Source organism: Nonomuraea endophytica, assembly GCF_014203235.1.
In the GTDB taxonomy this organism is placed as follows: domain Bacteria; phylum Actinomycetota; class Actinomycetes; order Streptosporangiales; family Streptosporangiaceae; genus Nonomuraea; species Nonomuraea endophytica.
Window position 1 is genome coordinate 248,203 of sequence record NZ_JACHIN010000012.1, and the last position, 24,040, is coordinate 272,242.

A 24,040-nucleotide genomic window follows, 5' to 3' on the forward strand; every position below is an offset into this window, starting at 1 on the left:
GATCAGCGCAATCCGATGAACAGATGCTAACGGTATGAACACTCATTATTCGCGATCTTTTGGTTACTCCTCGCGATGCCGTAACGCGTAGTCCGTGCCGACGGCGGCAAGGATGAGCAGTCCCTCGACGATCGGGCGGTATGTCGTATCCCAGCCGAGCAGGTTGAACCCGTTGCCGATCAGCGTCAGGATCAGCACGCCGATCATGCCCCGCCAGATCGCGCCCTCGCCGCCCAGGATGCTGGTGCCCCCGATCACCGCGGCGGCGATCGCGCTGAGCTCCAGCAGCGTGCCCATGCTCGCCTGCGCCGAACCGCCACGGGCCGCGAGCACCAGGCCCGCCAGCGCCGCGCAGACCCCGCTGATCGTGAAAACGACGATCCGCACCGGCCCCACCCGGATGCCGGAGAGCCTCGCCGCCTCCGGGTTGCCGCCGACGGCGTACACGCGCCGGCCGAGCGTGGTCCGCCACAGCACGAGCGAGGTCACCGCCGAGACGGCGAGCAGCAGCAGCGACGGTACGGTCACCCCGCCCAGAGCCGTCGGCCAGCTCAGCGACTGGAACTCCGTCAGCCGCGCCGGATCCGGATACACGATCGCCCCGGCCGTGATGACCAGCGCGAGCCCACGGTAGACGATGCTCAGCGCCAGCGTCACGATGAACGAGTGCACGCGCAGCAGCACGACGGCGGCGCCGTTCAGCGCCCCGAGCAGCGCGCCCGTGAGCACCGCGGCGCCGAACCCCAGCGCCACCCCGCCGCCGCGGGCGGCCAGCACGCCCACGACGGCGCTGACGGCCAGCACCGCGCTCGCCGACAGGTCGAACACGCCGCAGATCATGCACAGGGTGATCCCGCAGGTCAGCAGCCCCACGATGACGGCCTGGTCGAGCAGGTTCACCAGGTTGCCCTGGGTCAGGAACGTCTGCGTGGCCAGCGACAGCGCCACCACCAGCACGAACAGCGCCAGCAGGATCCCGGAGTCGCGCACTCTCATCGCGGCCGCCCGGCGAAGGCGAGTTCCATGACGTCCTCGCGCTCCGCGCCGCGCGCGAACTCGCCGGCCACCCGGCCGCCGCGCATCACCAGCACGCGGTGCGAGAGCCCGAGCACCTCCTCGATCTCCGACGACACCATGAGCACGGCCACACCGCGCGCCGCGAGCTCGACCAGCAGCCGGTGGATCTCCACCTTCACCACGACGTCCACGCCCCTGGTCGGCTCGTCCACCAGCAGCACCTTCGGTTCGCGCATGAGCCACTTGCCGAACATGGCCTTCTGCTGGTTGCCGCCCGACAGACCGGCGGTCCTGCCCCTGGGGTCGGCCGCCCTGACGTCGAGGCGGTCGAGCCACCGGCCGACCTCGCGGGCCTCGGCGGCCCGCCGGACGAACCCGGCGTGCTGGCGGGTGGACAGACCGGCCAGCGCCAGGTTCTCGCGCAGCGATCGGACCAGGACCAGGCCCTGCTCCTTGCGGGACTCGGGCACCAACGCCATGCCCTCGGCCATCGCGTGGCGGGGGGAGGCGGGCCGTACCGGATGGCCGTCGACCGTGACGTGGCCGGACGTGCGGCGATCGGCGCCGAACAGCAGCCGCAGGACCGCCGACCTGCCGCTGCCGGTCAGCCCGGCGAGCCCGACGATCTCGCCGGCGCGGACATCGAGCCGCTCCACCTGGGGCAGCCCGGCGGCCGACAGCACCACCGGGGCGTCGGCGGCGACCGGAGCCGGTTCGGGGTAGAGGACCTCGATCGGGCGCCCGACCATGTGCTGGACCAGCGAGCGCGGGGTCTGCTCCGCGGCCGGCGCCGTGAGCACGTGTCGGCCGTCGCGCAGCACCGTGACCACGTCGCAGGCCGACAGCACCTCCTCCAGCCGGTGCGAGACCAGCACGATCGCCATCCCGTCCGCCGCGAGCGTGCCCAGCAGGTCCAGCAGCCGCTCGGCCTCGGTGCGCGGCAGCAGCGCGGTCGGCTCGTCCAGGGCCAGCACCCGCGCGCCGCTCGCCAGCGCGCGCAGGATCTCCACCCGCTGCTGGTCGGCGACGGGCAGCTCCCGCACGGGCCGGTCCGCGTCGAGCGCGAATCCGGTACGGCCGAGCAGCCCGTCGAACAGCAGCCGGTCGGCCCTCGGCCGCCACCATCCCGCCCGGTGGGTCCAGCGGCCGAGCATGACGTTCTCCAGCACCGTGAGCCGGGGGACGAGCGCCACCTCCTGCGTCACCAGCGCGATCCCGTGCGCCCGCGCGGCCCGCGGGCTGTCGAGCCGCATCGCCCGGCCGTCCGCGACGATCCGCCCCGCGCCGGGCGTGGTTACCCCGCACAGCACCTTGACCAGCGTGCTCTTGCCGGCGCCGTTCTCGCCGACCAGGCCGTGCGTCCGTCCCGGCTCGACGCGCAGGTCGACGCCGTGCAGCACGGTCGTGCCCGCGTAGCTCTTGGTGATGCCCTCCAGGAGGAGCGGGCCGGTCATTCGTCGTACTCGCCGGTGACGCCCGCCAGCACCTCCTTGGTGCCCAGGTGCTTGCCCGGCGTGACGTCGGTCATCAGGTTGCCCGGCCGCACCTGCCTGCCCTGCGCCTTGTCCAGGCCCAGCTCGGCGGCTCTGGCGCCCAGGGTGCGGACGGGCAGGTAGTAGGCGGCGAACCAGCGTCCCTCCTGGACCGCGGTGACCGTCTGGCGGGAGCCGCCGTTGGCGACGTACAGGATGGGCTTGCCCTTCGCGACCGCCTCGGCGCCGGCGATCGCCTGGGAGGAGCCGATGACGACGTCGACGCCGGGCGCGCGCTGGAGCACGTCCTGCATGGCCTTGCGCCCGCTGTCCTGGGTGTAGCCGCCCTCGACCTGGGCGACGATCTTCATGCCCGCCTTCTTCAACGCCCCGACGGCGGCATCGGTGCGCGCGTTGTCGAGCGGGAGCGCCTTCAGGCCCTCCAGGTAGGCGATCTCGCACGGGTCCAGCTTCTTGCTCGCGCAGGCGCGCACGGCCAGTTCGGCCAGGGCCGCGCCGTTCGCCGTGGGCACGTCGATCAGCGTGATCGTGCCCTCGACCTGCGGCTCGGCGGTGTCGTAGCGGGTGCCGAGCGGGGTGAACTGCACGACGACCGCGATCCCCGCCTGTACGGCGGAGCGGACCGCCGGAACCACCGCGGCCCCGTCGTTGGCCTGGATGACGAACACGTCGAAGCGCTTGGAGGTGACCGCGTCCTGGATCTGGCGGACCTGCGCCTGCGCGTCGAAGTTGGGGTCGAAGAACTCGGCCGTCGCGCCGCGGGACTTCGCGTGCTCCTCGACGCCGGCGTACGTGGCGGCGGTGAACGAGTTCGCCTTCGCGAAGCCGAAGAACGCGATGCGGTTCTGGGCCTTGGGACTCGGCTGCGCCGTCGGGCCGCCCTCGGTGTTGGGGTTGACGCACGCCGCCGCCAACGCCACAACCGCGGCGAGCAGGGGTAATCCGGTCCAGCGTGCGACCATCTTCGGTCTCCTTCGCATGTCAGCGAACGTGCACGTCCCAGAGAGCTTGATCATAGGGAACGGCGGGCGCTTTCGCCCACCGATAACCGATCGAAAGCGGTCACGGTTACGGTCCTCGCGGGCAGTAGAGAGACCGTGATCAGGGGTGGCCGCGTGATGACCTATTCCGGGTTGACCTCCGCGGCGAGCCGGACCGGGCGGCGCCGATGGCGCTGAGCGGAGAGCCGGGCACGAGGTTCGGGATTCTCGGGCCGCTGGAGGTCGCGGTCGGCGACCGGCCCGTCCACGTGGGAGGCCCGCGGCCGCAGGCGGTCCTGGCGACCCTCCTGTTGCACAGCGGGCAGACGGTCAGCACCGGCCGCCTGGTCGACCTGGTGTGGGAGGACGCGCCGCCCTCCTCCGTACGCGGGCAGGTGGCCGCGGCCATCTCCGCCCTGCGTGGCGCGCTGCGCAAGGCCGGAGGAGACCCGGCGCTGATCGAGACCGTCGCGGGCGGCTACCGGGTTCCCCGGACGCTGGCCCTGGACGCGCTGACGGTCGAGCAGGGCCTCGCCGCGGCCCGGCAGGAGGCGGCGGGCGGCCGTACCGGCCAGGCGGCGGCCACGTTCCGCGCGATGCTCAAGCTGTGGCGCGGCCCCGTGCTCGGCGGCATCACCAGCTCCGCCCTGCTCAACGCGGCCAGCAGGTGGGAGGAACTGCGCCTGACCGCGCTGGAGGAGTGCGTCGAGCTGGAGCTGGACCTGGGCCACCACCGGGAGCTGACCGCCGAGCTCAGGACCTTCGTCGGCGAGCACCCGCTGCGGGAGCGGGCCCGCGCCCAGCTCATGCTCTCCCTGTCGCGCTCCGGACGGCAGGCCGACGCGCTGGCCGTCTACGACGAGGGACGCAGGCTGATGGTCGACGAGCTCGGCCTGGAGCCGGGGCCGCGGCTGCGCGAGGTGCACAACATGATCCTCCTGGAGGATCCGGTCACCCGAGAGCCGGAGCGCGAGGTCGCCGACGTACGGCCGGCGCAGCTTCCGCCCGCCGCCTTCGCCTTCACCGGCAGGCAGGCGGAGCTGGAAGAGCTGGACAGCCTGCTCGAAACCGGCGACGAAACCGGCGGCGAAACCGGTGATGCCGTCCGTGTCAGCGTGGTGAGCGGCGTGGGCGGCATCGGCAAGACCGCCCTCGCCATGGCCTGGGCACACCGCAGGGCCGAGCGCTTCCCCGACGGGCAGCTCTTCGCGGACCTGAGCGGATTCACCCGCGGCAGCCCCCCGGCCGCACCGGAGAGCGTGCTGGACGGCTTCCTGCGGGCGCTCGGGGTGCCGGGCCGCCGGATCCCGCAGAGCCTCGCCGAGCGCACCGCCCTCTACCGCAGCATGCTCGTCGGCCGGCGACTGCTGGTCGTGCTGGACAACGCGCACTCCGCCGACCAGGTACGCCCGCTTCTGCCCGGCTCCGGCACCTGCCGCGTCATCGTCACCTCCCGCAAACGGCTCAGCGGCCTCGTCGTACAGGAGGGCGCCCGGCCGCTGGCGCTGGAGGTGCTGCAGCCCGCCGACGCGCGCCTGCTGCTGCGCCGCATCGCCGGTCGGCGGCGGGTCGAGGACGACGGCGACGAGCTGTCCACGCTCGCCGAGCTGTGCGACCGCCTGCCGCTCGCGCTGCGCATCGCGGCGGCCAAGCTGGCCGTCGGCAGCGCATGGTCCCTGGGCGAACTGACCGGGAGCCTGCGCGCCGAGCGCCACCGGCTGAACGAACTGCGCCAGGACGAGGAGCAACTCCGCAACACCTTCGAGCTGAGCTACCTCGACCTGCCGCAGCCCGCCCGGCGGGCCTTCCGGCGAATCGGCCTGCTCCAGGGAGTGCGGGACCTGGCCCCCTGGACCCTCGCCGCGCTCCTGCACACGTCGCTGCGCGGCGCGGAGGAGCTGTGCGAGGAACTGGCCAACGCGCAGATGCTCCAGCCCGCCCGGCGCGACGCCAGCGGGCAGCGCCGCTACACGATGCACGACCTGGTCCGCCTGTTCGCGATCGAGCGGGCCGAGGCGGAGGAGAGCCAGGAACAGCGCGCGGAGGCACTCACCCGCGCGATCGGCGGCATGCTCGCGCTGGCCGAGCGCGCGCGCGGGCACGACCACCCCCGCCACGACCTCATGCTTCTCCGGGGTACGGCGCCGCGCCACCCGGCCGAACCGCCACCCCAGCTGGACGCCGACCCGATGACCTGGCTCGACGCCGAACGCCACACGCTGATGGCCTTCGTCACCCAGGCGGCCCGCCTCGGCTGGGCCGGCCTGGCGTGGGAGCTGGCCGCCACTCCGGTCTACCTCTACGAGATGTCCTGCTACTTCGACGACTGGCGCACGGTCGCGGACGCGGCGCTGTCGGCCTGCCGGGAGTCCGGCGACCGGCGCGGCGAGGCCGCCATGCTGCTGTCGCTCGGCGAGATCCTCCACCAGCGCCGGCAACTGCCCGAGTCGCAGGCCACGCTCGCGACGGCCATGCGGATCTTCGAGGAGGTCGGCGACGAGTACGGCGCGGCCCTGGCCCGCCGCTATCGCGGCGTCGCCTTCCTCTACCAGGGCGCGGAAGACGCGGCCCTGAAGGAGTTCCGGGCGGCCTTCGCCGTCTTCGAGCGGGTGGGCGACTCGACGGCGGAGGCGGTGACGCTCGGCAACATCGCGCTCCTGCACACGACCGCCGGCTGCCTGGAACTGGCCGAGGAGCCACTGGTCCGGGCCTTGGCCCTTCCCCTCGGCAAGCGGACGCAGGCACTGCTGACCAAGCGCCTGGCCGACACCTATCACGCGCTGGGCAGGAACCTCGAAGCCGTCGAGGCCGGCCGGCTCGCACTCCGGCTCACCAGGGAGCAGCGCGACCAGATCGGCGAGGTCTGGGTGCTGCTGAGCCTGGGGGAGGCGCTCTCGGACCTGGACGGGCGACTCGGCAGGGAGACGCTCGTGTCGTCCCTGGCCGGGGCCGACCGGCTCGGGGACCTCCTGCTCTCCGGCCGCGCTCACCTCGCGCTCGCCCGCCTGGGCGGCGAGGACGCGGACGACCATCTCGACCTCGCCATCACCGCCTTCCGAAGCCTGGGCGCCCAGCACTGGCTGGAGAAGGCACTCCACCTCAAGTAACCAGTCCTGGAGGACATCAGATGAAGCGCCGTCTTTCCGCACTTTTGCTCAGCGTCGCCGTAGTGCTCGGAGGTAGTGCCGCGGCGACCCACCTCGAACCGCCGCAGTCGCCTCCCGCGCAGACCGTCGTCGCCGGGGGCTGCCCTGGCGACCACGAGTGGTGTTAGGCGCCGGCCCGGTCCTCGGGGCCGGGCCGCCGCGGGTAAAGGGCCGCGTGGGCGCTCCGTAGGCGGGCAGCCGGTCGGCAGTGTCGGGGGCGGGCCGTCGCCGGTCAGGTCGATCCCGGCGGCCGTCTGCGCGGTGAAGGTCGCGTCCACGGGAAACAGATCGGTCACCGTGCCGATCGCTCGGCGGACCTGGGCGGGGGTGTGTTCTGGCCGCATGTTCATCGGCAGGTGGAGCCAGACGCGTACGCGCTCCAGCTGGTGGCGGTCGGCTTCGGCGCCGTTCAGCCCGGCGGGGGCGTGGAGGCCCGGTGCGCCGCCGTCCATCGTCGTGTCGCCGAGGTCGCGGGCGTACTCGTAGCCGACCAGCACGATCTCGCCGCCGGGGCGGACGATGACGTTGCCGGGATGCAGGTCGCCGTAGCGCACGCCGCGCTCGTGGATTCGCTCCATCGCGTGGCCGATCCTGCCGACGACCTCGGCGGCCCACTCGGCATAGGCCCTGACCTCGGGCTCCGGCGGGCCGTCGGCGTCGTGTGCGCACGGGTAGCGGCGGACCATCTCCTCCAGCAGGCTCACGCCTTCGACGTGCTCCTCGACCAGGAAGTGGTGTTCCCGGGCGACGTGGTGGCCGAGCAGGCGGGGCACGCACGGCAGGCCGTCCAGCCGCCGCAGGATGTCGCGCTGGACCTGGAGGCGGGCGATCGCGTCGCGGCCGTCGCGGTCGAGGCCGGCGTGCGGCCTGGCCTCCACCAGGACCACGCGCTCGCCCGTGCCCTCGCGGGTGGCGAGGTAGACGCCGCCGGCGTTGGAGTAGCTCATGACGCTCTCGATCGCGAACGGGAAGCCGACGCTGTCGCGGGTCTCCGGCTCGCCCTCCTCGCCGACGCGGGTGAGCTTGGTGAAGGCGCCGTGGCGGACGAACAGCGGGCCGTCGCTGCGGGCGTACGGGCCGGTGATGCCCTTGAGCAGGCGGCCGAGCGTTTCCAGCGCGTCTTCCAGCTCCTTGTCGTCGGCCGGGTAAATGGTGACGGCCTTGCCGCCGGCGTGCGGCTCGCGGTGGGCGGGCTCCAGCCGGTCCGCTGCGTCGAGGTCGGGGTCCGGCTGGTGGAAGGGCGCGAGATGCTCCCACTCGATCATTGGTGTCCCCCTCGGCGTTGATCGGCTGGCCACAGCCTGCCCGCCGCCGCTTCGAGCTCGATATGAGGCGCTCATATCTGCCGCGAATCCCGCATCCCTAACGTTTCGCCGCGCAACTCCCAGAAAGGAAAGTCAGTCATGCTCAAGAAGGTTCTGCTCGGCGCCGCGGCGCTGGTTTCCCTGTCGATCGCGGCACCGGCGCAGGCGGACGTCTCGGCGGTGGCGTCGGCGTGCAGCGTCCAGCACGAGGGGTGGGGCAACGGCGGCTCCGCCAACTTCTTCAGGTACGTGAAGGTCGTCAACGAGTGCGGCCACTCGAAGACGGTCTGTGTCGACGTCCCCAACTGGCCCGACCCCGGGCCGTACACGATCAAGGCCTACGAGCGGAAGAAGCTCACGTACGGCAACGTCTCCCACCGGCAGGGGCGCGGTCTCTATCCCTGCTGATCGCGCGAGGGGGCTCTTGCCAAGCGGGCGAAGGTTCTTTACTGTCCTACAAGTTAGGAAAGGTTCCTAACTAAGGCGTCGCCGAACCCTCACCCCCCAAGGACCCCGCTGATGCCGCACGTTGTCAGAGCCATGGCCGCCGCCGCGGCCATGGTCGCAGCCCTCACCGCACATCCCGCCGCCGCCAGTTCCGCGGCCGACACCCTGATCTCCCGCGACCGGCCCGCGACCGCCTCCTCCGTCGAGGGCGCCGGTTTCGAGGCGGGCAAGGCGGTGGACGGCAGCACGAGCACCCGCTGGGCCAGCGCCGAAGGCCACGACCCCGAATCGGTCACCATCGACCTCGGCGCCACGGCGACCATCTCCCGCGTGAAGCTGAGCTGGGAAGCCGCCTACGGCAAGTCGTACAAAATCCAGACCTCGCCCAACGGCTCGACCTGGACCGACATCTACTCCACCACCGCCGGCAACGGCGCCACCGACGACCTGACCGGCCTGTCGGGCAGCGGGCGCTATATCCGCATGTACGGCACCGCCCGCGGCACCGCCTACGGCTACTCCCTGTGGGAGTTCGAGACCTACGGCTCGTTCTCCTCCGGCGGCGACACCACGCCACCGAGCACCCCCGGCAACCTCCGCTCCACAGCCACCACCTCCACCACGGTGTCGCTGGCCTGGAACGCCGCCACCGACAACGTCGGCGTCACCGGCTACGAGGTTTACCGAGGCAACACCCTGGTCAACACCGCCACCGGCACGACCTTCACCGACACCGGCCTGACCGCGAGCACGAGCTACACCTACACGGTCAAGGCCCGCGACGCCGCGGGCAACGTCTCGCCCGCGAGCGCCCCCGTCACCGCCACCACCCAGGCGGCCGGCGGCGGGCCCGCCGTACCGTTCGGCAGCCACGCCTTCCCCTACGCGTCCGGCATGCTGAAGCCCTCCGGGGCCCAGGCGACGCTCGACCAGAAGGTGATCGACTACTACAAGCGGTGGAAGACCGCCTTCCTCCGGCAGAACTGCGGCAACGGCTGGTATCAGGTCTACTCCCCGGACGCCTCCCATCCGTACGTGGCCGAGGCCCAGGGTTACGGCATGGTGATCGCGGCGACCATGGCCGGAGCCGACCCGGACGCCAAGAAGATCTTCGACGGCCTGACCAAGTGGATGATCGACCACCCGTCGGTGATCAACCCCGACCTGCTCGCCGCCGAGCAGAACGAGGCCTGCCAGAGCGTCAACGGCAGCGACGGCGCCACCGACGGCGACATGGACGTGGCCTACGGCCTGCTCCTGGCCGATCGGCAGTGGGGCAGCAACGGCACGTACAACTACAAGAGCCTCGCGGTGCGGCACATCAACGCGATCAAGAAGGACGAGCTCAACCCCTCCACGAACCTGCTCAAGCTGGGCGACTGGAGCACCCCGAGCGACCACCGCTACTACGTCTCGCGCGCCTCGGACTGGATGGCCGACCACTTCCGCGCCTTCAAGAAGGCCACCGGCGACTCCACCTGGGACACCGTGCGCAACGCGCACCAGAACGTGATCGCCTCCCTGCAGTCCACCTACGCCCCGAACACCGGCCTGCTGCCCGACTTCGTGGTCGACACCAACACCTCGCCGCGCCCCGCGCCCGGAGAGGTGCTGGAGGACCCGAACGACGGCCAGTACTGGTGGAACTCCTGCCGCGTGCCCTGGCGGATCGGCGCCGACGCGGTGACCAGCGGCGACGCCAAGTCGCTCACGGCCGCTCGCAAGCTGAACACCTGGGTCAAGTCCAAGACCGGCGGCGACCCCGGCAAGATCGCCATGGGCTACAAGCTCAACGGCACGCAGATCTCCTCCGGCAGCGACGCCTCGTTCTTCGCCCCGTTCGCGGTGGCGGCGATGACCGACTCCGGCAGCCAGGCCTGGCTGGACGCGCTCTGGAACAAGATGCTGGCCACGCCGATCGACACCAGCAGCTACTTCGCGGCGAGCATCCAGCTCCAGGTCATGATCACCGCCACCCACAACCACTGGGTGCCCTGAAGTACCCGGCGGCCGGCCTGACCGGCCGCCACCCCACTCCACCCCGGCGCGGGCACGGGCGCCTTAACCCCGCGCCGGGGTGGCACCAACGGCATCAGGTCTGTTCAGGGTCAGGGGAGCACCGCTCGTGCCATCAGCGTGCGCAGTGCGGCCAGCGCCTCCGGGTAGTCGACGCGATCGGGCGCCAGCAGCCATTGCTGGTGCACGCCGATCACCGCCCCGACGAGCAGGACCGACAGCCCCTCGGCCGACATCCCGGGCGGCAGCGGCAACAGCTCCAGCACCCGCCGGCCGTGCTCGCGCAGCGCCTCGTGCATCTCGACGTAGCGCCCCTGGATCGGTGAGCCCGGCTCCAGCGCCTCCACCAGCAGGTTGACGAAGAGCCTGCCCGCGGGCAGCACGAACAGCGCCCCCGCGCCCTCCGCCAGCAGGTCGAGCGCCGTCTCCACCCGCGCGGTCGGTTCGCCGAGCCCGGCGCGCAGATCCGCCAGCGAGCGTTCGAGAACGGCCAGCAGCAGCCCCTCCTTGCTGCCGAAATGCCAGGGAATCGACCCCCTGCTGATCCCGGAGCGCTCGCCCACGTCGGCGAACGTGGTCTGCCGATAGCCCTTCTCCGTGAACAGCTCGGCCGCCGCCGCCAGGATCAGCTCGCGGCTCTCCTGACTGGTCTGCTCTCGACGTGTTGTCACCGCACCTCCTCATGTGCTAGCAATCATATTCTATGCTGGCCAACACAGGAGGTCATTTTGCGCTTCGTCACCTACGCGTCGGCCGACGGTGACCGGGTCGGCGTCGTCAACGGCGACCAGGTCCACGCCCTACCTGAGGGCACGAGCCTGATCGAGCTGCTCGGCCCGTCGCTGCGGCAGGCGGGCGAGCGGGCGCTCGCCGAGCCCGCCCAGGTCACCCCGCTGGCCGACCTCACGCTGAAGGCGCCCATCCCCAGACCGCCGTCCATCCGCGACTGCCTGTGCTTCCTCGACCACATGCGCGGCTGCCTCAGAGCCACCGGCGGCACCGGAACCCTGGAGCCGACCTGGTACCAGATCCCCGCCTTCTACTTCGCCAACCCGGCCACCGTCATCGGGCCCCACGACGAGGTGACCGTCTCGCCGGGCAGCGCCTGGTTCGACTTCGAGCTGGAGATCGGCGCGGTGATCGGCGCGCCGGGGCGCGACCTGACGCCCGAGCAGGCCGTGGAGCACATCGCCGGCTACACGCTGTTCTGCGACTGGAGCGCCCGTGACCTGCAGGCGCTCGAAGGCCAGCTCAAGATCGGGCAGGCCAAGGGCAAGGACGGCGCCACCACGCTCGGGCCCTGGCTGGTCACCCCTGACGAGCTGCCGTTCGACCCCGGTGGGCGACTGGCGATCCAGGTGCGGGCCGAGGTCAACGGGGAGCTGGTGGGGGCCGGCCGTACCGACGGCATGGACTGGACGTTCGGCGAGGTCGTCGCCTACGCCTCGCGCGGCGTCGAGCTGCGGCCGGGCGACGTCTTCGGCTCCGGCACCGTTCCGGGTTGCTGCCTGATCGAGCACCTCAGCTTCGCCGACCTCGCCGCCTTCCGCGGCTGGCTCAAGGACGGCGACGTGGTGACGCTGCGCGCCGAGGGGCTCGGCGAGATCCGCCAGACCGTCCGCGCGGGTACGGCCCCGCACCCGCTGCCCGCCAGACCCGATCCCGCCGCCGGACCGCGCGGGCCGAGGGTCAACCGGGCGCCGAGCCCGCGGGTGCCGTACACGAAAGGGCTGCACCAGGTCGGCGACGGGGTGTGGGCGTGGCTGCTGCCGGACGGCGGCTACGGCATGAGCAACGCCGGGCTGGTCACCGGGGACGGCGCGTCGCTGCTCGTGGACACGCTCTACGACCTGCGGCACACCGCCGAGATGCTGGACGGCCTGCGGCAGGTCACCGGCCGCCACCCGCTGACCCACCACGTGCTCACCCACGCCAACGGCGACCACACCCACGGCGGCCAGTTGCTGCCCGGCTCGGTCCGCGTCATCGCCGCCGGGGGGACCGCGCACGAGATGCGTACCGAGATGACCCCGGAGATGACCGCGGCGCTCCAGATCATGGATCTCGGGCCGGTGCTCACGCCGTACCTGCGGGAAAGGTTCGACGCCTTCGACTTCGGCGGGATCAGGCTGCGCGGACCCGACCAGACCTACGAGCGGCGGCTCACCCTCGACGTGGCCGGCCGCGAGGTGCGGCTGCTCGACCTCGGTCCCGCGCACACCGGGGCCGACACGGTCGTGCACGTGCCGGACGCGGGGGTGCTGTTCGCGGGTGACCTGCTGTTCGTCGGGTGCACGCCGATCGTGTGGGCGGGCCCGATCGCCAACTGGATCGCCGCCTGCGACACGATGCTCGCCCTCGACGCGCCCACCGTGGTGCCCGGCCACGGGCCGGTGACCGACGCCGCCGGGATCCGCGCCGTCCGCGACTACCTCGGCCACGTCGTCGCGCACGCCGACGCCGCGCACGCCAAGGGCCTGGACGTGCGGGAGGCAGCGTTCGGCATCGACCTGGGCGAGTACGCCGCCTGGCTGGACGCCGAGCGGGTCGTGGTCAACGTCTACCAGCGTTACCGCGAGCTCGACCCCGAACAGCCGGAGCTCGACCGCATCACGCTGTTCGCGCTGATGGCCGAGTGGGCGCGCGCATGAGAATCCCGGACACCGAGCACACGAAGCACGCCCGGCACATCCACGAGGTGGCGCCCGGCTTCCGGGTCGAGGACGTCTGGGCGCTGCCGATCCCCGGCGGCCCAGGCGACCTGCTCGCCCATCGCGGCCCCGACTTGCGCGCGGTGCCGTTCATCTCGGTCTTCCAGACCGACACCGAGTGGGCGACGGAGATGGCCAACAGGACCGTGCACACGGTGATGCACATCGCGTGGGTCCCGGACGGCGCCGGCGGCCACCGCGGCCAGATGGCCGTCCTGGTGAAGCCGAACGGCCTGCTCGGCCGGGCCTACATGCTCGCGATCAGGCCGTTCAGGCACCTGATCGTGGATCCCGCCCTGGTCAGGAAGATCGGCCGGGGCTGGCAGTCAACCGAAGACCAGAACCAGAGGAGATCACCATGAAGGTCGGCATGATCGGCCACCACTACCCGAGCGCCGAGCACCGGGAGGAGTTCGTCGCCCGTGTCGAGGCGGTGGCGGCCGAGTTCCGGCGGGCGCCCGGCTGCCTGTCGGCCACGTGCTGGCTGACCGACGACGCGGTGGTGTCCATCGTGGAGTGGGAGTCGGAGGCGGCGTTCACCGCCTCGCTCGGCGCCGTTCAGGCGGCCGACGTGGATCTCGCCTACGACGAGCGCGAGGTACGGCCGCGCGAGATCATCCGCCTCGTGGCGCCCTGACCAGCCAGACACCCGTCACGAAGGCGAGCGGGAAGAGGGCGGCGGCGCCCAGGGGCAGCACGAAGAAGGTAAGCATCGTCCGCGGCTCGTCGGTCATCAGGGCCGTGACGGCGTAGGCCACCAGCACGATCAGCACGCTGCCCGCCACGGCGCCGCCGGCGTGGCGGGCCCCGCCGCGGGCGGCGAGCATCACCAGGCCGACCAGAAACGCGAACGGCGTGATCATCGGGGCCAGGAAGTAGAGATAACCGATGCCGCTGCGCGGATCGGCGGTCAGCGCGACGACCAGCAGGGCGACGGCGGGAACGGTGGAGATCAGGCCGGTGACCAGCCCGGTCCTGGCCACGGCGGCCATGTGGGGGAGAGGTTGCACGATCGGCAAGCTAACGGGGGCCGCTTGCACAATGCTTTACAACGGTTCGCCCGGGGACGGGCAGGATGTCATGCGTGAACATGTCCGACGAAGAGATCGCCAAAGCCCACGTCACGACCCCGGCCGTCCACAACGACACCATCCACCTGGCCGGCTACGACCCGGCCTGGCCGGTCCGCTTCGAACGGCTGGCCGGTGACATCCTGGCCGCTCTCGGCGAGGCCCGGCTGGAGCACGTCGGGTCCACGTCGGTGCCCGGCCTGCCGGCCAAGCCGATCATCGACATGCTCCTGATCGTCGAGGACCCGACCGACGAGGCCGCGTACGTGCCGGCGCTGGAGTCACTCGGTTACGTCCTGACGATCCGCGAGCCGGAATGGTACGAGCACCGCGTGCTCAAGCTGACCGGCGAACTGCCGGTGAACCTGCACGTGCTGCCGGAGGGCTGCCTGGAGGTGCGCCGCATGCTGGGCTTCCGCGACTGGCTGCGTACGCACGACGAGGACCGCGACCTGTACGCGAGCACCAAACGCGACCTCGCCGGGCGCACCTGGAAGTACGTCCAGAACTACGCCGACGCCAAGACCCGGGTCGTGGAGTCGATCCTCGCCCGGGCCGGCGTCTAGCGTCACTTGGCGAGCCGGTCCCAGAAGCCGCAGTGGTGGCTCTTGCCGACATCCCGCGGGCCGGGGTGGTCCGCGCTGATCGACATCGCCGTCCCGCCGCGCGGCTTCGTCTTCGGCCAGTACGGCAGGCCGCGCCCGTTGGGGTCACCGGTCCTGGCGAAGTTCGACCAGTAGCCGATCATCTGGGCGGCCAGCCGCTTCTGCGCCGGGGTCGAGAGCGGCTTGGCGCCCGGCATGTCGAACAGATACTGCAGCTCCGCCCCGTGCCAGGCGCCCGGCCGGAAGGTGAGACCCGGGAAGGCGTCGCCGACCGGCTGGGCGAACTCGAAGGCGTGCACGGGCACCTTCCTGGCCATGGCCCGTGCGGTGCCCACGGTCGAGCAGAACCAGCCGTGGTCGGTGTAGACCGATCCGAGCGCCTCGGCCGGACGCACGTCACCGGAGACCGGGTAGCGGCGCAGGATCTTCGGGGCGTCGCCGCCGAAGCTCTCGCGCACCTTCACCGGGTACTCGGCGGCCGTGAGCGGCTTGGACGGGGTCGCGCCGTCGAAGCGCCACACCATGAACAGCCGGCTCTCGTCCTTGGTGGCCCCGATGAGGACCGGCACCTTGTTGAACCGCCCGTCGCCGAACACGTCGCCCTCCGGCAGGAACGCCGATCCGGACCCGCCACCGGCCTCGAAGTCGCCGGCCTGCACGGCGAGGATCTTCTCCACGCTCAGCCCGCGCAGGCACGCCGCCGCGCCCGCCCGGTCGGCACAGCCCAGCTTGGCCGCGGTGGCCAGGTTGCCGGGCAGCGTCTCCTTGCGAGTACGCGGCCGCCCGTCGTTGGCCGGGGTGCCCTCGAACAGGGAGTTCTTAGCCCAGCGCAGCTTGCACGGCCCGCTCTGCAGGATCGCCCGGTGGAAGAGCCCGGCCGCCGGGGGAGCGGCCAGCAGCCCGCACACCGCCGTCGATCCGGCCGACTGCCCGCCGATCGTGACGTTGCCCGGGTCGCCGCCGAACGCGGCGATGTTCGCCTTCACCCAGCGCAGCGCGGCGATCCGGTCCTCGGTGCCCCAGAAGCCCGAGTCGCCGGCGGCGGAGGCGGCGTCCAGGGCGGGATGCTGCAGCCCGCCCAGGATCCCGATGCGGAAGGCGGCCGACACGACCACGACGTCACCGCCCGTGACCAGCCTGTTCGCGTTGTACTCCGAGGCCGCGCCGGACATCCCCACGCCACCGTGGAACCACACCACCACGGGCCGCTTGCCGGGTTTCGCCGGGGCGGTCACCTCCAGGTAGAGGCAGTCCTCCACGCCGCTGTCGGCCCCGCCCATCTGCGGGGACTGCGGGCATCTGCGCGCCGACGCCGACGCGTCCCGCACCCCCTTCCACGGTACGGCCGGCCGCGGCGACGCCCAGCGCAGCGCCCCCACCGGCGGGGCGGCGAACGGCACACCCAGGAACCGGTTGACCCGGCCGTCGGTGACGCCCCTGACCTTGCCCTTGTCGGTGCTCACGTCCACCCGGTCCTGGGCTTGGACCTGGGCTTGGACCTGGGCGTTGGCCGGTGGGATAGCGGCGGCAGGCGGGGCGGCGGCGCTGAGGGTCAGGGCGGCGGTGAGCAAGGCGAGGGTCGTCTTCATCCGTCCTCCAGAAATTAGCGTTTCGCTAAATCGGAACACATGAGGAGATCGCCGGTCAATCCCTGACTTAGCGAAACGCTAACCGTTGTCGCGGCCGGTCAGACGGTTGTAGGTGCCGATGACACGCTGGTCGAGCTGCTCGGGGGTCACGCCGAGCTGCCGGGCGAGAGCCGTACGCATGACGAAATATCCGTAGAAAAAGCTGTCCCACATGACCAAGACCGCGGCCAGATCCACGTCCTGGGGGAGCCGGCCCTCGTCACTCTCGCGGCGCAGATCGGCAAGGCGGCGCTCCACGTACGGCATGGGCGCGAACTCCTCGTCCCCGTCCAGCGCCAGCAGTGCCACCACCCGGGCATAACTCGAATCCCGGGCATGCGCCTCGAACGACCACGCCTCCTTGTCGACCGGGGCGTCCTCGCGTACCTGCTCGAACGGGACTTCCCCGGCGTTCTTCCTGGCCTCCAGCGCCGCGCGCAGCAGCGCCTGGCGGCTGCCGAAGTAGTGGTGGATCAGCCCGCGGTTGACCCCGGCCTCGTCGGCGACCGCCTGAAGGCTGAGACCGGCCAGCACCCCGTCGCGCTCCAGCAGCCGCAGCGCCGCCGCCATCAGCGCCGCCTCGGTCGCGGCCCGGCTCTGCGTGGCCTTCGACCCCCGCTTGGCCTTGCCCTTCGCCTGCGGGCCGGCTGGCGCGCGCTCGGCGTCAGGGGCGCTGCGGGATCCCTCGTCGGCGTCGGCACTCACGGCCCCAATCCTTCCACGGTCGTACGTCACCCCGGGGCGGCCCCTCCTGAAGGATGAGACGGACCCCGCTCCGGGAAGGGATCGCCATGACCGGACGGCCGATCGTGCGGAGCCGCCCCGGCCGTGAGGATCGACACCATGCCAACCCTCGCCATCCTCCCCATCGCCCTGGCCGCGACCCTGACCACCACCCTCACCCCGGCCGCCCCGGCGACCTCCTGCGCGGCGGTGCGCGCCGAGGTCCGGGCGACCCTGGACCGGGTCGTACGCGAGACGAAGATCCCCGGTCTGGCCGCCACGGTCTCCAGCACCCGCTGCGGCACCTGGAACCTGGCCGCCGGTCTGGCCGACCGCGAGCGCGCCCGCCCGATGCGGCCGGGCGACCGCTTCCGGGTCGGCAGCGTGACCAAGACGTTCACCGCCGCCGTGATCCTGCAACTGGCCGCCGAAGGAAGGATCGACCTGGACGCCCCGGTCTCGCGCTACCTGCCCGAGCCGCCGCCCGACGTGACCGTACGCCAGCTGCTCTCCCACGAGGCCAGGCTCGGCGACTTCGCCGAGCAGCTCACCGAGGAGCAGCGCTTCACCAAGCTCAGCCCGGCCGAACTGGTCGCCGCCGGACTCAAACTGCCCCGCCCGCAAGGCTGGGCCTACTCCTCCACCGGCTACGTCATCGCCGCCCAGATCGCCGAGAAGGTCACCGGCAGGCCGTTCGGTGACCTGGTCACCGACCGGATCATCAGACCGCTGAAGCTACGCGACACCTACTGGCCCGGCGCCCGCACCACCATCCGCGGCCCGCACGCCAACGGCTACCTCAACGACGGCGGCACCTGGTACGACGTCACCCGCTGGACCCCCACCACCGCCCACGCCGCCGGCGCGCTCATCTCGACCGCCCCCGACCTGAACCGCTTCTACCGCGAACTGCTCGCCGGAAAGGTCGTCCCCGCCGCCCAGCTGGCCCGGATGAAGACGCTCGTCCCCGCCGACCCCGCCCGCATGTGGCCGGGCGCGCGGGCCGGCCTCGGCCTGTTCGCCGACACCCTCGGCACCGCGCAGGGCTGCGCGCGCGAGCGCACCTGGTACGGCCACGGCGGCAGCTTCCCCGGCTACCGCACGCTGGCCGCCGCGCTGGACGACGGCGGCGCGAGCGTGACCTTCGGCGTGAACGCCCACCCCGGCCTGGACAAGCTGGTGCTGATCAAGCAGGTGGCGCCACGCGTTCTCTGCGCCCTGAGCGGCTCCCCACGGTAGAGACCTACGTGCCGCCGGATCGGTAGCGGTCGAGCACGTTGTCGAGCGTGGCGATCAGCCGGTGGGCCGGGTAGTCCCCGGGGTTCATGACCCCGTGCAGCGTCAGGCCGTCCACCACCGCCACCAGGGCGTCGGCGATCTCCTCCGGCTCCTGCTCCGCGCTCATCTCGCCCACCGCGACGGCGATGCGCACCAGCATGCGTACCGTGTCGCGCCATTCGCGGAAACTGGCGTAACGCCGCTCGCGCAGCGTGGGCGAGGTCACCATCGCGCCCCACGACAGGACCAGCACCTGCGTCTCCACGCTCGCCGCGCCGATCGGCAGCGCGGCCAGCAGCACCTCGCGCACCGCGTCGCGGCCGGAGCGCCCGGCCATGCGCGCGTGGAGCTCCTCACGGGCCGCCGTGTAGGCGCGGTCGAGGGCGGCGTCGAGGATGGCGTCCTTGTCGGGGAAGTAATAGGCGAGCAGCCCGTGCGCGTATCCGGACTCCTTCGCGATCTCCCGCGTCGTCGTGCCGGCCAGCCCGAGCCTGCGGATGGTCCGCCAGGTCGCCGCGATCAGCTCCTCGCGGCGCGCGTCGTGGTCGACCACCTTCGGCATAGCACCGCATGGTACGGCAGGCCTGTGCCAATTCTTGGCGTCCTTGACCGCACAAAGGGCAGAGGGCGGGCAGTTATCGGGTCGAGCCCCGCGAACGAACAAGGACAGGCCCATGCGTGCACTCACCATCGCCCCCGGCGTCACCGGTTCCCTGCGCGTCGAGGACGTGCCCGACCCGGTCCCCGGCGCGAACGACCTGCTGGTCGAAGCCCTCGCGCTCGGCGTCTGCGGCACCGACCGCGAGATCGCGGACGGCGAGTACGGCTGGGCCCCGCCCGGCCGCGACCGGCTGATCCTCGGCCACGAGAGCCTGGGCCGGGTCCGCGAGGCGCCGGAGGGCAGCGGCTTCACCGCGGGCGACCTGGTGGTCGGCATCGTCCGCCGCCCCGACCCGGAGCCGTGCGGCGCCTGCGCGCACGGCGAGTTCGACATGTGCCGCAACGGCCAGTACACCGAGCGCGGCATCAAGGAGATCGACGGCTTCGGCTCCGAGCTGTGGACCATCGAGAAGGACTACGCCGTCAAGCTGGCCCCGTCCCTGGAGGAGGTCGGCGTGCTGATGGAGCCGGCCACCGTACTGGCCAAGGTGTGGGACCAGATCGAGCGCATCGGCACCCGCGCCTGGTACGGCCCGCGCACGGTCCTGGTCACCGGCGCGGGCCCGATCGGGCTGCTGGCGGCGTTGTTCGCCCGGCGGCGCGACCTGGAGGTGCACGTGTTCGACCGGGTCGCCGACGGGCCGAAGCCGGAGCTGGTCCGCGACCTCGGCGGCACGTACCACACCGGCGACGTGATCGAGGTGGCCGAGCGGATCGCCCCGGACATCGTCGTCGAGGCGACCGGCGTCTCCGAGGTGGCCGTGGCCGTGATGACGACCAACGGCCCGGCGGGAATCGTCTGCCTCACCGGGGTCACGCCGACCGGCCGCCCGCTGCGGATCGACGCCGGCACGCTCAACCGCAATATCGTGCTGGAGAACGACCTGATCTTCGGGTCGGTCAACGCCAATCGCCGCCATTATGAACAGGCCGCGACGGCGCTCGACGAAGCCGACCACGACTGGCTGAAACGGCTGATCACCCGGCGGATCCCGCTGGAGCGCGCGCACGAGGCGTTCGAGCCCGGCGACGACATCAAGGTGGTCCTGGATTTCCGGAAATAGCACCATTTCCGAAGAGGAAACTCGACGGCGGAATGCTGCTAGCTTTTCCTCGGGTCTTTCTGAAGGGAAGCCGATGGCTGAGGAAAAGGCGCTCAACGTGGGGCCGGCGGGCATCGAGGTCGCCTTCGAGCGCCATGGTGACCCGGACGACCCGTCCCTGCTGATGATCATGGGCATCGGCGGCCAGCTGGTGTCCTGGCCGAGTGGTCTCGTTGCCGAACTGGTCGCGCGCGGCCTGCACGTGATCCTGTTCGACGGGCGTGACAGCGGGCGCTCGACGCACCTGCGCGACGCGCCCGTTCCCGACGTGGCCGCGGCCATGGCCGGAGACCTGTCCGTGGTCCCCTACACGCTGTCGGACCTGGCCGCCGACTGCGCCGGCCTGCTGGACGCGCTCGGGCTGGGCAGCGTCCACGTCGCCGGCGCGTCGATGGGCGGGATGATCGCGCAGACGATGGCGATCGAGCACCCGGCGCGGGTCCGGTCGCTGACCTCCATGATGTCCACGACCGGTGACCCCTCCGTGGGGCGCTCGAACGCCGAGGCGCTGCGGGCCATGGGTGGCGGGGCGCCGCCTGCCAACCGGGAGGAATACGCCGACCAGGCCGTCAGGGCGATGAGCGTGCTCGGGTCGCCGGGGTTCGAGCCCGACCTGGCCGGGGCTCGGGAGCGGGCGGAGCGGGTATACGACCGGGGGTGGGATCCGGCAGGGATGGCGCGTCAGGCCGTGGCGGTGATCGCCTCGGGGGACCGTACCGAGAGGCTGCGGGAGGTCGTGGCGCCCACGCTGGTGATCCACGGTGCTGACGACGTGATGTTCGACGTCAGCGGCGGGAAGGCCACGGCGGCGGCCATTCCGGGGGCGGAGCTCGTGGTGGTCGAGGGCATGGGCCACAACTTCCCCAGGCAGCTGTGGCCCGACCTGGCCGCCCGGATCGCCGCCCTGGTCCGCCGCGCGGAAAAGTCCCGCTGACCACTTCACTCAGCCGGAGATGGCCTTTTCCAGCACGCGTAGTTCCTCGGCGCTGAGGTCGCGTAGGGGGGCGCGGCAGTGGCCGGCTGTTCTGCCCCTGATCCGCAGGACGCCACGGTAGAGCGCCAGGTCGCCCACCCCGCGTACCGGCGGCTGGAAGAGCATGCGGCGCACCGGCAGCAGCTCCGCCCACCGGGCCCGCGCCAGGGCCAGGTCGCCGGCGCGCACGGCCTCCCACACGCCTGCGGCGGCGGCGGGGACGATGTTGAGCAGCCCGCTGATCCACCCGTGCGCACCCCCGGCCAGCGCCTCAAGCGGCGAGGTGAACCCGCCGTAGAAGGCGTGGAAGCCGGGCAAGGCCGACAGCTCGCTCAGCTGGTGCACGGTGGGCAGCGTGCTCTTCACCCCCTGGACGACCCCGTCGGCGTGCAGCGCCGTCAGGTCGGGGACGTCCAGCGCGGGGACGGCGGCGTTGGCGGGGATGTTGTAGACCCAGATGGGCACCCCGCCCGCCGCCGCCACCGCGCGGTAGTGGGCCAGCACCTCCTCGCGCGAGGGCCGCTGGAAGTAGGGGAGCACGACCAGCGCCGCCGCGGCCCCCGCCGCCTCGGCGTGGGCGGTGAGCGCGACGGTCTCGGCGGTGGTGTAGGCGCCGGTCCCGGCCAGCACGGGGACCCGGCCGGCGACCGTCTCCACGGCCGTCTCCAGCAGTGCCCTGCGTTCCTCGCCGGTCAGCGCCACGAACTCGCCGCTGGTGCCGCCGACGACCAGCCCGTGCGCGCCCTCGCGGACCAGCCAGTCGAGATGGTCGGCGGTGGCGTCCAGGTCCAGCCGCCCGAACCGGTCGAACATGGTCAGCGCGGCGGGGTAGACGCCGTTCACCGGGTGCCGCCGGCGTCGTACTCGGGGCGGAAGGGGTGCTTGACGATCTCCTCGATGCGTAGCTTGGGCCCGAGGCCGGGCGCGTCGGAGACCACCCACTCGCCGTTGCGCACCTGGGGCGGGTCCTCGGTGTAGCGCTCCCAGAACACCATCTGCTCCGGCGTGAGCATCGACTCGGAGATGAGCAGGTTGGGCAGCGTGGCGCCGAGCTGCCAGGTCGCCGCGCTGGCGAGCGGCCCGAAGGGGTTGTGGAAGGCGATCGACACCGCGTTCGCCTCGGCCAGCGTCGCGATGCGCTTGGCCGCGGTGATGCCGCCGCAGAAGATCACGTCCGGCTGTGCCACCGACAGCGCCCGCCGCTCAAGGAACGGCGCCGCCGCGTACGGCCCCGCCCAGCGCTCGCCGGCGGCGATCGGCGTCGTGGACCGGCGCGTCACCTCGGCCAGCCACTCCGGCCGCTCCGGCGGCACCGGCTCCTCCACGAACGCCAGCCGGTACGGCTCCAGCACCTCGCACAGCCGGATCGAGTTGGCCACGTTGAGCCGCCCGTGGCAGTCGAGCATCAGGTGCACGTCGGGCCCGGCGACCTCGCGAGCCGCCTCGAAGTACTCGGCCAGCAGCGGCCAGAACCAGTTGGGCAGCAACTCCGTCTCGGTCTGCCGGGCCGGGATGGCGGCCGGAGTCTCGTGGTGGACGCTGGAGACCTTCGTGTAGAAGCCGGGCAGCGTGGTCTTGATCGCGGTGAACCCCATGGCCAGCCGGTCGGCGATCTCCTCGGCGAACTGCTCGGGCGTCTCGGTCGCCCTGGCGTGCGTGTACACGGGCACGGAGTCGCGGAACTTCCCGCCCAGTAACCGGTGCACGGGCACCCCGAGCGCCCTGGCGTTGAGGTCCCACAGCGCCACGTCGATGGCGGAGATCCCGATCGTCAGCAGCGTCCCGCCCAGGAAGGAGTCGCGGTACATGCGCTCGAAGTGCTGCTCGATGCGGGTGGGGTCCTTGCCGACGAGATACTCGCCGAGCTCCTCGACGATCGCGGAGACGGTCTTGGTACGGCGGCGCATCGCGACCTCGGCCACTCCCTCCACGCCCTCGTCCGTCTGGATCTTGACGTAGATCGCGTTGTAGTACCCGAACTCGGCGATCCACTGCCGGACGGCGGTCACGCGCATTCGATGACTCCTATCACTTAAGGCTCCTTCTCCCGATGATGCCCTCATCGTCCGAATAGAAAGGACCTAAGTCAAGAGTCTCAAGTTTTGCGGCCAAAATGAGGCCGATGGTCTACGATGACGTGGAACATAGGACATGAGTGGAGGCGAGACGTGGACACCGAGGCATTGCCGCGCGGGCGCGCGCTGCTGGGCACCCGAGTCGCCGCCCTGATCACGGACTACATCAGGAAGCAGGGCCTCATGGAGGGCGACGAGCTGCCCTCTGAGGCCAAGCTGGCCGAGGAATACGGCGTGAGCCAGCGCGTGGTCCGCGACGCCTTCCGCTCACTCAGCCAGCAGGGCGTCATCCGCACCCGGCAGGGCAAGCGCGCCGTGGTCAGCGAGCTGCGCCCGGTCGCCGTCCACAGCTACTTCCGCCTGGCCATGGAGGCCGACGGCTCGGCCATAGACGAGCTGGTCGAGATGCGCCTGGCCCTGGAGACCAAGGCCGCCGGGCTGGCCGCGGCCAGGATCACCGACCGGGAGCTGGAGGGCCTGCGCGCGCTGCTGGAGGAGGCCGACGCCGTCGGCGACGACCTGCAACGGCGGGTGGAGCTCGACCTCGCCTTCCACCTCGGCATCGTCAAGGCCGCCCGCAACCGCTTCTTCACCGCCGTGCTCGAGGCCCTGTCCGACGTGCTGGCCAACGAGCGGGAGAAGGGCAAGGAGCTGACGGAGTTCCTCGGCGAGACGCACGCCGAGAGCGACGCCGAGCACAAGGCCCTGCTGCTCGGCCTCGGCACCCGCGACGCGGCGCTGGCCGAGCAGCAGATGCGCGCCCACCTGGAGCGCGTGCAGCGCACCTTCCGCGGCGACGACCTGGAGTAGG

General features: G+C 71.8%; 21 protein-coding genes and 1 pseudogene. 11 read left to right on the forward strand and 11 right to left on the reverse strand.

Annotated elements, in window-relative coordinates:
• Window positions 1–63: 63 nt before the first annotated feature.
• From HNR40_RS37605 to HNR40_RS37615, 3 genes are read right to left on the reverse strand one after another with little or no spacing between them, the layout of a single operon-like run.
• Window positions 64–996, reverse strand: a complete 933-nt coding sequence (locus HNR40_RS37605; RefSeq protein WP_184970059.1) for an ABC transporter permease — start codon at window positions 994–996, stop codon at window positions 64–66.
• On the reverse strand, window positions 993–2,471 hold the full coding sequence (locus tag HNR40_RS37610) for a sugar ABC transporter ATP-binding protein (RefSeq protein ID WP_184970061.1): 1,479 nt from the start codon (window positions 2,469–2,471) through the stop codon (window positions 993–995). The genes HNR40_RS37605 and HNR40_RS37610 overlap by 4 nt, the downstream gene beginning before the upstream one ends.
• The gene (locus HNR40_RS37615) at window positions 2,468–3,472 is read right to left on the reverse strand and encodes a sugar ABC transporter substrate-binding protein (RefSeq protein WP_184970063.1); all 1,005 of its coding nucleotides are present in this window, start codon (window positions 3,470–3,472) and stop codon (window positions 2,468–2,470) included. Before HNR40_RS37615 ends, HNR40_RS37610 begins: the two co-directional genes overlap by 4 nt.
• A 206-nt stretch (window positions 3,473–3,678) precedes the next feature.
• Between HNR40_RS37615 and HNR40_RS37620 the strand changes: the two genes are divergently transcribed.
• Window positions 3,679–6,597 (forward strand): AfsR/SARP family transcriptional regulator, encoded by a 2,919-nt coding sequence (locus tag HNR40_RS37620; protein ID WP_184970065.1) that lies wholly within the window; start codon window positions 3,679–3,681, stop codon window positions 6,595–6,597.
• Window positions 6,598–7,637: 1,040 nt separating this feature from the next.
• On the opposite strand, the pseudogene HNR40_RS58130 reads toward HNR40_RS37620, so the two are convergent.
• Window positions 7,638–7,976, reverse strand: a pseudogene (locus tag HNR40_RS58130) (class III lanthionine synthetase LanKC N-terminal domain-containing protein); the annotation flags it as partial.
• Window positions 7,977–8,039: 63 nt separating this feature from the next.
• Between HNR40_RS58130 and HNR40_RS37625 the strand changes: the two are divergent.
• Window positions 8,040–8,348 (forward strand): hypothetical protein, encoded by a 309-nt coding sequence (locus HNR40_RS37625; protein ID WP_184970067.1) that lies wholly within the window; start codon window positions 8,040–8,042, stop codon window positions 8,346–8,348.
• A 111-nt stretch (window positions 8,349–8,459) separates the two neighbouring features.
• Window positions 8,460–10,385 carry a glycosyl hydrolase family 8 gene (locus HNR40_RS37630; protein ID WP_246509859.1) on the forward strand — a complete coding sequence of 642 codons (1,926 nt, stop codon included), beginning with the start codon at window positions 8,460–8,462 and terminating at the stop codon, window positions 10,383–10,385.
• A 110-nt stretch (window positions 10,386–10,495) separates the two neighbouring features.
• On the opposite strand, the gene HNR40_RS37635 is transcribed toward HNR40_RS37630, so the two are convergent.
• Window positions 10,496–11,074: a TetR/AcrR family transcriptional regulator gene (locus HNR40_RS37635; protein WP_184970069.1), complete on the reverse strand. Its 579-nt coding sequence runs from the start codon at window positions 11,072–11,074 to the stop codon at window positions 10,496–10,498.
• Window positions 11,075–11,131: 57 nt separating this feature from the next.
• Here HNR40_RS37635 and HNR40_RS37640 point away from each other — a divergent pair, with 57 nt between their 5' ends.
• Genes HNR40_RS37640 through HNR40_RS37650 form a run of 3 tightly spaced genes read left to right on the forward strand, consistent with a single transcriptional unit; the run spans window position 11,132 to window position 13,751 of the window.
• Window positions 11,132–13,054: a fumarylacetoacetate hydrolase family protein gene (locus HNR40_RS37640; RefSeq protein ID WP_184970071.1), complete on the forward strand. Its 1,923-nt coding sequence runs from the start codon at window positions 11,132–11,134 to the stop codon at window positions 13,052–13,054.
• On the forward strand, window positions 13,051–13,476 hold the full coding sequence (locus HNR40_RS37645; RefSeq protein ID WP_184970073.1) for a DUF2867 domain-containing protein: 426 nt from the start codon (window positions 13,051–13,053) through the stop codon (window positions 13,474–13,476). The genes HNR40_RS37640 and HNR40_RS37645 overlap by 4 nt, the downstream gene beginning before the upstream one ends.
• The gene (locus tag HNR40_RS37650; RefSeq protein ID WP_184970075.1) at window positions 13,473–13,751 is read left to right on the forward strand and encodes an antibiotic biosynthesis monooxygenase family protein; all 279 of its coding nucleotides are present in this window, start codon (window positions 13,473–13,475) and stop codon (window positions 13,749–13,751) included. Before HNR40_RS37645 ends, HNR40_RS37650 begins: the two co-directional genes overlap by 4 nt.
• Here HNR40_RS37650 and HNR40_RS37655 read toward each other — a convergent pair.
• Window positions 13,729–14,124: a hypothetical protein gene (locus tag HNR40_RS37655; RefSeq protein ID WP_184970077.1), complete on the reverse strand. Its 396-nt coding sequence runs from the start codon at window positions 14,122–14,124 to the stop codon at window positions 13,729–13,731. The genes HNR40_RS37650 and HNR40_RS37655 overlap by 23 nt on opposite strands.
• An 80-nt stretch (window positions 14,125–14,204) precedes the next feature.
• Here HNR40_RS37655 and HNR40_RS37660 point away from each other — a divergent pair, with 80 nt between their 5' ends.
• A complete protein-coding gene (locus HNR40_RS37660) occupies window positions 14,205–14,750 on the forward strand; it encodes a GrpB family protein (protein ID WP_184970079.1) in 546 nt (181 codons plus the stop codon).
• A 2-nt stretch (window positions 14,751–14,752) separates the two neighbouring features.
• On the opposite strand, the gene HNR40_RS37665 is transcribed toward HNR40_RS37660, so the two are convergent.
• Together HNR40_RS37665 and HNR40_RS37670 are read right to left on the reverse strand one after the other, a co-directional pair.
• Entirely contained in the window at window positions 14,753–16,378 is a 1,626-nt protein-coding gene (locus HNR40_RS37665) for a carboxylesterase/lipase family protein (protein ID WP_184970081.1), read from the reverse strand.
• A 78-nt stretch (window positions 16,379–16,456) separates the two neighbouring features.
• Window positions 16,457–17,122 (reverse strand): TetR/AcrR family transcriptional regulator, encoded by a 666-nt coding sequence (locus HNR40_RS37670; RefSeq protein ID WP_184970082.1) that lies wholly within the window; start codon window positions 17,120–17,122, stop codon window positions 16,457–16,459.
• A gap of 138 nt (window positions 17,123–17,260) precedes the next feature.
• Between HNR40_RS37670 and HNR40_RS37675 the strand changes: the two genes are divergently transcribed.
• Window positions 17,261–18,379: a serine hydrolase domain-containing protein gene (locus tag HNR40_RS37675; RefSeq protein WP_184970084.1), complete on the forward strand. Its 1,119-nt coding sequence runs from the start codon at window positions 17,261–17,263 to the stop codon at window positions 18,377–18,379.
• Window positions 18,380–18,383: 4 nt separating this feature from the next.
• On the opposite strand, the gene HNR40_RS37680 is transcribed toward HNR40_RS37675, so the two are convergent.
• Complete coding sequence (locus HNR40_RS37680) at window positions 18,384–18,980, reverse strand: TetR/AcrR family transcriptional regulator (protein WP_184970086.1); 597 nt, start codon at window positions 18,978–18,980, stop codon at window positions 18,384–18,386.
• A 112-nt stretch (window positions 18,981–19,092) separates the two neighbouring features.
• Between HNR40_RS37680 and HNR40_RS37685 the strand changes: the two genes are divergently transcribed.
• Both HNR40_RS37685 and HNR40_RS37690 read left to right on the forward strand, forming a co-directional pair.
• Window positions 19,093–20,142 carry a glucose 1-dehydrogenase gene (locus HNR40_RS37685; protein ID WP_184970088.1) on the forward strand — a complete coding sequence of 350 codons (1,050 nt, stop codon included), beginning with the start codon at window positions 19,093–19,095 and terminating at the stop codon, window positions 20,140–20,142.
• A gap of 73 nt (window positions 20,143–20,215) precedes the next feature.
• A complete protein-coding gene (locus tag HNR40_RS37690) occupies window positions 20,216–21,115 on the forward strand; it encodes an alpha/beta fold hydrolase (protein WP_184970090.1) in 900 nt (299 codons plus the stop codon).
• A gap of 9 nt (window positions 21,116–21,124) precedes the next feature.
• Here the strand turns inward: HNR40_RS37690 and HNR40_RS37695 are convergent, their stop codons facing one another.
• Together HNR40_RS37695 and HNR40_RS37700 are read right to left on the reverse strand one after the other, a co-directional pair.
• Window positions 21,125–21,997: a dihydrodipicolinate synthase family protein gene (locus HNR40_RS37695; RefSeq protein ID WP_184970093.1), complete on the reverse strand. Its 873-nt coding sequence runs from the start codon at window positions 21,995–21,997 to the stop codon at window positions 21,125–21,127.
• The gene (locus HNR40_RS37700) at window positions 21,994–23,169 is read right to left on the reverse strand and encodes a mandelate racemase/muconate lactonizing enzyme family protein (RefSeq protein ID WP_184970095.1); all 1,176 of its coding nucleotides are present in this window, start codon (window positions 23,167–23,169) and stop codon (window positions 21,994–21,996) included. Before HNR40_RS37700 ends, HNR40_RS37695 begins: the two co-directional genes overlap by 4 nt.
• A gap of 153 nt (window positions 23,170–23,322) precedes the next feature.
• Here HNR40_RS37700 and HNR40_RS37705 point away from each other — a divergent pair, with 153 nt between their 5' ends.
• A complete protein-coding gene (locus HNR40_RS37705) occupies window positions 23,323–24,039 on the forward strand; it encodes a FadR/GntR family transcriptional regulator (RefSeq protein ID WP_184970097.1) in 717 nt (238 codons plus the stop codon).
• Window position 24,040 lies beyond the last annotated feature (1 nt).

Coding starts and splice junctions, on each gene's coding strand:
- HNR40_RS37675 (WP_184970084.1), top strand. CDS start 17,261: ATGCCAACCCTCGCCATCCTCCCCATCGCCCTGGCCGCGACCCTGACC.
- HNR40_RS37660 (WP_184970079.1), top strand. CDS start 14,205: ATGTCCGACGAAGAGATCGCCAAAGCCCACGTCACGACCCCGGCCGTC.
- HNR40_RS37610 (WP_184970061.1), bottom strand. CDS start 2,471: ATGACCGGCCCGCTCCTCCTGGAGGGCATCACCAAGAGCTACGCGGGC.
- HNR40_RS37615 (WP_184970063.1), bottom strand. CDS start 3,472: ATGGTCGCACGCTGGACCGGATTACCCCTGCTCGCCGCGGTTGTGGCG.
- HNR40_RS37630 (WP_246509859.1), top strand. CDS start 8,460: ATGCCGCACGTTGTCAGAGCCATGGCCGCCGCCGCGGCCATGGTCGCA.
- HNR40_RS37690 (WP_184970090.1), top strand. CDS start 20,216: ATGGCTGAGGAAAAGGCGCTCAACGTGGGGCCGGCGGGCATCGAGGTC.
- HNR40_RS37605 (WP_184970059.1), bottom strand. CDS start 996: ATGAGAGTGCGCGACTCCGGGATCCTGCTGGCGCTGTTCGTGCTGGTG.
- HNR40_RS37625 (WP_184970067.1), top strand. CDS start 8,040: ATGCTCAAGAAGGTTCTGCTCGGCGCCGCGGCGCTGGTTTCCCTGTCG.
- HNR40_RS37620 (WP_184970065.1), top strand. CDS start 3,679: ATGGCGCTGAGCGGAGAGCCGGGCACGAGGTTCGGGATTCTCGGGCCG.
- HNR40_RS37680 (WP_184970086.1), bottom strand. CDS start 18,980: ATGCCGAAGGTGGTCGACCACGACGCGCGCCGCGAGGAGCTGATCGCG.
- HNR40_RS37700 (WP_184970095.1), bottom strand. CDS start 23,169: ATGCGCGTGACCGCCGTCCGGCAGTGGATCGCCGAGTTCGGGTACTAC.
- HNR40_RS37650 (WP_184970075.1), top strand. CDS start 13,473: ATGAAGGTCGGCATGATCGGCCACCACTACCCGAGCGCCGAGCACCGG.
- HNR40_RS37645 (WP_184970073.1), top strand. CDS start 13,051: ATGAGAATCCCGGACACCGAGCACACGAAGCACGCCCGGCACATCCAC.
- HNR40_RS37685 (WP_184970088.1), top strand. CDS start 19,093: ATGCGTGCACTCACCATCGCCCCCGGCGTCACCGGTTCCCTGCGCGTC.
- HNR40_RS37665 (WP_184970081.1), bottom strand. CDS start 16,378: ATGAAGACGACCCTCGCCTTGCTCACCGCCGCCCTGACCCTCAGCGCC.